This window comes from Cryobacterium breve (assembly GCF_004402375.1).
GTDB classification, from domain to species: domain Bacteria; phylum Actinomycetota; class Actinomycetes; order Actinomycetales; family Microbacteriaceae; genus Cryobacterium; species Cryobacterium breve.
On record NZ_SOGJ01000001.1, the window covers coordinates 1 to 4,102 of the forward strand.

Sequence of the window (4,102 nt, forward strand, 5' to 3'; positions counted from 1 at the left end):
CGCCCTAGGGGTAGGAGACATCAATCTGTGGGGTGCGCGGCACTCTGACGAGCAGATACACCGACTTTGATATCAAACGCGAAGGCGATGGAACTGTTCCAGTTCCTGGCCCCATCCACCTTGACAAATTCCGCATCGCCCTGGCCGAGAAGCGTGGAGTCTTCCGCGGACGAACCCCAGCTGTTCAATGGGGGCTTAATTCGATGCTAGCCACTCGGTAATGCCCGTGCATGCAGGTTGGTCATCGACATCTGTGCACCACACTTTGATGTCCTCTGGTCGCAACACGTCACTACTGGTGGCACCAGCGATCAACGGGTATTTCTGCGCCGCTGCCCACCAATCTGCGGGACTCTCGCAAGACGCATAAATAGTCGAATAGATAGCTGTCCACTGAGCTTCCTCGTCAGCGTGCAGGCGGTCATACTCGGCAAACTCCTCCGGGGTGCTGTCGGGGGTTGTGTGAAAATCCCAAACTGCGTGAGTGTCATAGAGGACCTGCTCCCCAGCCAGGGCGGTTACGACGGCTGCCTCGCAACCTGCAGTAGGGCCACCGGAAGCGCACCCGGTCAGCGAGACGAAGAGAGCTAGAACTGCCATCGAGACGGCAGCATTACGCGGGTGCGAGGGCATAGGCCGAGCTTAGCCAGGTGGAGCGCCACCCTCATCACCGTTCCCGCGGCAGCGTAGTGGCCTACGTTGGACGCGTTCAAGCTGAGTAATCTCGCGAAGGAATCTCTCGTCGTGACGACAACTCACGCCCTTGCTTTCGTTCCGGTCGACGTTGTGAAAGTGCAGGGGATCGAACTCGATAGGTCTGGACGTCGAACAGTCATTAGTAAATTCGATACGCACATGGAATCCCTGACTATTTTGTCAGGCGTTCTGATGGAACAGCTGTTGTGGTGGATGTTCGTCCAGATGATCGGATAGACCAATCAGATTAAGACATTTTTGACGTGACCGCCCAACTCTGCGACACCGTTGGCTGGGGTTATCGACGATTGGGAAATCTTCCCGCTGTCCATCTTGCCAATGTGCGTTGGCTACTTGGCTATCGAGATCCCAGATGCACACGCGGTATGGACCTCAACCCCAAGTTTCCACACGGAAGCACAAGAGGACGAGTCGTAACTAGCCGCCTAAACTCACGCCGGACCCATCCACCTTGACGCCGGACGGATTCGTTTCAGGGAATGTCACGTCCACCGTATTTGACTCAAGGCTCTTGCCAGCAGCGTTGATCGCCTCTATGGAGTAGTGTCGCGTCCCCGTCTGGGCTCCGACATTGACGGTCCACGAGACAGCTCCTTGATCACCAACCACCGGGTTCACAGCCGAAATCATGTAGTGAGTGTCGTCGTAGATGGCATAGAACTGCGTGTCAGGCACTACCGTCCACTGGAACTCAACCGAAGAGTCGTCGATCGCGCTGCCGGAAATCGCAGGTGTCGAGGGAGCCACGGTGGGGGCCGCCTGCACTACCAATTTCGATGATGTGCTTGCTGATTGGCCCGACGCCAGTGTGATGGCTACAGCCACAGAGTAGGTGCCACCGTTTTGTGGTGCGAAAGATATGGTGTCGTTCGAATCGACCGATACAGGCAGAGCGGTTCCCTCTTGATCTGTGACGGTCCAATCAGAGGACTGTATCGGGTCGGTGCCATCTCCGGAGGTGTTGATTACAGTAGCCCTAATGGTCGAACCGGGTGTGGTCTGCGTCGGAATGCGAATAAACGCTGTGGGTGCCGAGTCGGCTTGAGTAGCGATGGATGCAAGTCCTTCATCTCCCGACTCGCTGCTGCCTCCAGTCTCAGCTGCGATCTGTTCAGCGGGGATGACGCCCTCTGCAAGCGGGGCCTCGGCTTGCGTTGATGCATTCGGTGTTGCCGATCGCATGGTCTTTGAGAGGGGCTCTGCAAAAGGGTTCCAGAACGATACGGCGACGCCGGACGCCTTGAGCATGTCCACAACCCCCGTGTAGGAGAAGTGTTCGTCGACGTGCTCTCCAAGAAGTGGGGTGTATGGCGCAGCGGTGTCGTTGGGGCGATCAGAGATGACGACGATCTGCTTCTTGTGGGTGGGTGAGGAGCCGTCTTGATGGTCGTTCAGCGCCGTGATTGCATATCCGATCGCTTGCAACATCGACGTATGGTCGTCGTATTGCGGGGTCCAATACCTAGCGTTGCTGGGTTCGTGCCAGTAGTCGAGCCATCCAGAGTCGTAGCTTGGCGGCGGACCTCCGATGCGCAAGTAGTTATCAGTCCAGACCGACGCAAAGTTGCTGGTCATTTTGGTCGTCTCGCCCGCCTGAGCTCCCCATTTAAAGTTGTCGTCGCCGGAATGGGCGTTGTATTCATAGACGCCCCAGCGCTCCAGAAGGCCGCGGTTCCCCATGCGAGCAATCTGATCGAGAAGTTTCTGGCGAAGAGCCTGGCGGCGGCTGTTGTCAACAGGAATCCCTACGGAGTTTATGCTGGTTGACCACATATCCGTCCTCCAGTCCACCACGTAGGCCACGTCCGTGGCATTGGCCGGGATGTCAAGTTCCACCGACGGGTGGGCCACCAGACCCAGGCTTCGGGTCAGCATCACTGCGACCCGGGCAGCGTCTTGAGCATAGTTCTCGTGAGCGGTCCAGGGGGTGGCGTATCCGAGTCCGCTAGCGGCGGCCGCAAGCCATGCAGTGTCGCGGTAGTAGTAGCCGCCCCATAGGTCTGTGTGTGCTGTGATGTTGCACACGGGGTCTGCGATGTGACAGACGGAAACGACGCGGTCGTTCAAGCTTGGAATATTGTCCGACCAAACGCCGTGCGGTAGCCAGACGCCGTGATGATTCTCATCGAAGCTGCTGTTGTCGGCTGGATCGCCGGCGTTAAATTTCGGGTCACCAAAAAGTGCTACACCGGCAATAGCAGGTAACAGTGTACGTGTTAGGTGTGAGTAGTAGTCGGATTCATGGAACCATGGCGCATCGATCTGACTCTTGCCGTTGTTCACGGTCAACATGTCTAAAGCCATGTCGACGACCTGCGCTCCTTGGGAATACCCACCGAGGACTATTCCCGTTCCTGGGCACTCGTTGACGAGGTCTTGAATGTCTGCGATGAGCTGTGTTGTCCCGCCTCTGACGGACTCCGTGTAGTTTCCAGGCACCAGCTCAGCGCTTTCAACGATTTCGTTGGCGCCCAACGCGATCGCGTCATAGTCGACTGCCTTAATGCCGATGCTCTTGTCATGGGCCTGCAACTGAGTCTTCAGAGCCCGGTAAGTAGGCTCGAGCGTGTCACCGACGCCAGTTTCGGCCGGCTCTCCGGAGCCTCGGGCGCCGATGAACATGTAGTCCAGACAGTCCGCCGCATGAGCGGCAGAGGGGGCCGTGAATGAGCAAGCAATTAAGGTTGCGACACTAACCCAAGCGATCCACGTTCGCATATTTTCAGCATAGTGATATGCAGCAGATCAGCATAAAAACTTCAGATTCGCTGGCCCGCCTTTGGGTGTCACCCCGAGTAGATTCTCAACTTGAGCACTTCATTGGCGTCTATTGATTCCGCAGCGAGGACTGTAACGAACAAGCCTCGGTAACTGCCCTGCCAAGTACGATCGCCGATCATAGAAAGACCGATCGACTGTGCGCGTTTGTCCAGCTCCGCCTCCCAACCGTCCGTAGGACGAATCAGTTCGTATTTAAGTGTGGGCGGCGGACCACTAGCGCGTAGGGATGAACCATACTGCTTATTGAGCACGACTCGCTCGGCCGCTTTTTCCAGCTGCAAGTCGCTTGCTAACGAGTGGAGAGTCTTGAAGTCGCCACTCGAGTCTGCGAACAGCACGATTTGGAAATACGTCGTGAGGGGCCAGGCTGCGATCGAAAGAACGGCGGTACCAGCCAGAATGATGGCAACGATAAGCCATCCGCGCCCGCGTTTCCCCCTCATGGGGGAAGAATAGCATTTCGGGAGTATCACCGATCAGTAGCACGCTTGGCCCGCTGGCAGGAGCCAATCCTGACCTGAAGGAAATCCTGTCCCGCTGAATGGTGGAGTTTCTCGACACCGTGCAGGTCAGTGGTTTGATTATGCAGAAGTGAGCTCGGGAA

2 protein-coding genes are annotated in these 4,102 nt (G+C 56.9%); both read right to left on the reverse strand.

Annotation, left to right across the window (positions count from 1 at the left end; translation table 11 throughout):
- Positions 1 to 1,134 precede the first annotated feature (1,134 nt).
- Complete coding sequence (locus tag E3O65_RS00005; RefSeq protein WP_166785595.1) at positions 1,135 to 3,339, reverse strand: cutinase family protein; 2,205 nt, start codon at positions 3,337 to 3,339, stop codon at positions 1,135 to 1,137.
- Positions 3,340 to 3,503: 164 nt separating this feature from the next.
- Positions 3,504 to 3,941 (reverse strand): hypothetical protein, encoded by a 438-nt coding sequence (locus E3O65_RS00010; protein ID WP_134361708.1) that lies wholly within the window; start codon positions 3,939 to 3,941, stop codon positions 3,504 to 3,506.
- Positions 3,942 to 4,102: the final 161 nt, after the last annotated feature.